The organism is Acidovorax sp. KPB24-07 (assembly GCF_057543315.1).
In genome coordinates, this window is the sequence record NZ_BAAJYS010000359.1 from 1 (window position 1) to 3328 (window position 3328).

Sequence of the window (3328 nt, forward strand, 5' to 3'; positions counted from 1 at the left end):
CGCCGAACTGCAGGCGCCCGGGCGCAGCTTCCTGGGCACGGCGCAGGAGCGCTGGCTGGATGCCGGCCTGGCCGCCGATGCACGCGGCGGCGGTGTGGGAAGCGCCATCGGCGACGGCACCCGCTGGAGCGTGGTCGCGCAGCAGACGCTGTTCTCGCCGCGCCACTACCCCTCCGGCGTGCAATCGACCGACAGTTGGGACGGCTACCCGGCCGCGCGCCAGCGGCTGCTGCAGTCGGTGGCCCGGCATGCGCCGCGCAACACGGTGCTGCTGGGAGGCGACATCCACCAGAACTACGTCTGCAACGTGATGGCGCCGGCCGACGGGGCCGCGCCTGCCGAGTCCTCCGTGGCCCCCACGGCCCGCGTGCTGGCCAGCGAGTTCTGCGGCACCTCGATCAGCTCGCGCTCGGGCACCACGCAGGACAAGGTGGACGCCATCGTCCGCCACAACCCGCACGTGCTGCTGGCGCGCTGCGACCTGCGCGGCTGGGGGCTGGCCGAGGTCACGCCCCGGCGCTGGACCACCACGCTGCGCACCGTGGACGACCCGCTGCGGGCCGACAGCGGCGCTTCCACCCTGGCCCGCTTCGTGGTGGAAGACGGTCGCCCCGGGCCCGTGCGCGACCTTTGATTTGCTACAAAATAGATAGCGAAACGCCCTAGTATTGATTGCGCCGGAGGCCAAAAAGACCAAAGGCGTCCAACGCAGGGGCCACCCACGCGCGCCGTTTCGGTAGCGGGGTGTAACACCCGCAGGCCAGGCCTGCACCCCGCATTACCATGGCGCCCACCACACCGGGAGACTCCATGACCCCCAAGCACCTGCCCGCCGCCCGGCTGGCCGCCCTCGCGGCTGCCGCCCTGCTCGCGGCCTGCGGCACCAGCCCCCGCCTGAACTACACGCTGCCCGACCAGCCCGAAGGCGCGTCCGGCTACACCGAGAAGCCCGGCTGGGCGACGCAGAAGTTCGCCGTGGCGGCCGCCAACCCGCTGGCCACCGATGCGGGCTACCAGGTGCTCCAGGCCGGCGGCTCGGCGATCGACGCCGCCATCGCGGTGCAGATGGTGCTGTCGCTGGTCGAGCCGCAATCGAGCGGCATCGGCGGCGGCGCCTTCCTGCTGCACTCGGCGGGCAGCCGGGTCGAGGCCTATGACGGCCGCGAGACGGCGCCGGCCGCCGCCACCGAGAACCTCTTTCTCGGCGCAGACGGCAAGCCCGTGCCCTTCTATGACGGCGTGGTGGGCGGCCGCTCGGTGGGCACGCCCGGCGCGGTGCGCATGCTGGAGCTGGCGCACCAGGAGCACGGCAAGCTGCCGTGGGCATCGCTGTTCCAGCCGGCCATCCAGCTGGCCGAGAACGGCTTCAAGGTGAGCCCGCGCCTGAACACCCTGCTGGCCAACGAAAAGTACCTGGCCCAGGACCCGGCCGCGCGCGCCTATTTCTTCGACGCGGCGGGCCAGCCCTGGCCCGTGGGCCATGTGCTCAAGAACCCCGAGCTGGCCGCCGTGCTGAAAGGCATCGCGCGCAACGGCTCCAAGGCGCTGCTGGAGGGCGAGGTGGCGCAGGCCATCGTCGCCAAGGTGCAGGGCCACCCGACCAACCCCGGGCGCCTGGCGCTGGCCGACCTGGCCGGCTACCAGCCCAGGAAGCGCGAGGCGCTGTGCACGGACTACCAGGTGGCTTCCAAGGACTTTCGCCTGTGCGGCTTTCCGCCGCCCAGCTCGGGCGCGATCGCCGTGGGACAGATCCTGGGCATCCTGAAGAACACCGACGCCACCACGATGGCGCTGCAGGAAGGGCCCAAGGGCGCGGGCGACTGGCTGCCCAGCGCCGACTGGCTCTACCTGTACAACGAGGCCTCGCGCCTGGCCTTCGCCGACCGCGGCCTCTACGTGGCCGACCCCGACTTCGTGCAGCCGCCGGGCGGCAGCTGGAGCACCCTGCTCGCCCCCGCCTACCTCGCCCAGCGCGCCCAACTGATCGGCCCGCAGAGCATGAAGGTGGCGCAGCCCGGCAACCCCGGCGCGGTCCAAACCAGCCATGCGCCCATGCCCGACCAAATCGAGCACGGCACCAGCCACATCAGCGTCGTCGATGCCTTCGGCAACGCGGTGGCGATGACGACCACCATCGAAGACCAGTTCGGCTCGCGCCAGATGGTCAAGGGCTTCCTGCTGAACAACGAGCTGACCGATTTCAGCTTCGCGCCCAAGGACGCGCAAGGCCAGCCCATCGCCAACCGCGTGGAGCCCGGCAAGCGCCCGCGCTCGTCGATGGCGCCCACGCTGGTGTTCGACAAGCAGACCGGCCAGGTGGTGATGAGCGGCGGCAGCCCGGGCGGCGCGCTCATCATCCACTACACGGCCAAGACGCTCTACGGCATCTTCAACTGGGGGCTGATGCCGCAGCAGGCCATCAACCTGCCCAATTTCGGCTCGCTCAATGGCCCGACGATGCTGGAGGAAAAACGCTTCCCGCCGGCCACGGTGGAGGCGCTGCGTGCCCGCGGCGCCGAGGTGCGCGAGATGAACATGACCAGCGGCCTGCAGGCCATCACCCGCGCCGAGGTGCACGGGCAGCCGATGTGGCTGGGCGGCGCCGACCCGCGCCGCGAAGGCGTGGTGATGGGGGACTGAGCGCCCGCCCCTCAAAAAAAGAGCACCCTGCGGGTGCTCTTGGGCGTTGCGGCCCGGGGCTGGCCGCCGCGCCAGCGCCTACTGCTCGGCGATCACGTCCAGGAACACCAGCGGCTCGGTGCCGGTGTTGGTCAGCCCGTGCGATTCGCCCTTGCGCACGATGGTCACGTCGCCCGGCTTCACGGCCACGTCCACGCCGTCCTTGTCCTTGAAGGTGCCGCGGCCCGAGACGATGACGTAGGTGTCCTCGTTGCTGGTGTGCTTGTGGTAGCCGATGGAGTCACCCGGCTGCAGCGTGAGCCAGCTGATCTCCTTGATGGCCTGGTCCTTGAGCGCCTTGTCGCGGGTGAAGGCGTATTCGCCGGCCAGCGTGCCCTTGCCGCCGCCGGCGCCCTCCTTGTTGGCTTTCAGCAGCACCTCCTTGGGGTACACCTCGGCCGACGCCGTCGATGCCACTCCCACCAGGGCAAATGCGGCGGCCAGCAGGCGGAACGTTTTTTTTCATGGGTTGTCTCCTTTGGAATGGTCGGATGGCAGCGCGGGCCGCCGCAGCATGCCGCGGCCCGTCCGGTGCCGATGCGATCTTATGCGCGGCCCCGCGCGCACCGCACCGGCCAGCACCCCGGCGGGGCCCTGCGAAGCAGGCTTGGTATCAAAACAGGCCCCAGCACAATCAACACTAGGGCAT

Annotated in this window: 3 protein-coding genes; 2 read left to right on the plus strand and 1 reads right to left on the minus strand. The window is 70.5% G+C overall.

Features of this window, described 5'->3' with window-relative positions; genetic code table 11:
- Positions 1-634 (plus strand): alkaline phosphatase D family protein (locus AC27IQ_RS20900; protein WP_487090638.1); only part of this gene is annotated, 634 nt, incomplete at its 5' end.
- Positions 635-810: 176 nt separating this feature from the next.
- A complete protein-coding gene (locus AC27IQ_RS20905; RefSeq protein ID WP_487090639.1) occupies positions 811-2640 on the plus strand; it encodes a gamma-glutamyltransferase family protein in 1830 nt (609 codons plus the stop codon).
- A gap of 78 nt (positions 2641-2718) precedes the next feature.
- Here the strand turns inward: AC27IQ_RS20905 and AC27IQ_RS20910 are convergent, their stop codons facing one another.
- Positions 2719-3102 (minus strand): cupin domain-containing protein, encoded by a 384-nt coding sequence (locus tag AC27IQ_RS20910; protein ID WP_487090640.1) that lies wholly within the window; start codon positions 3100-3102, stop codon positions 2719-2721.
- Between the last annotated feature and the right edge of the window lie 226 nt (positions 3103-3328).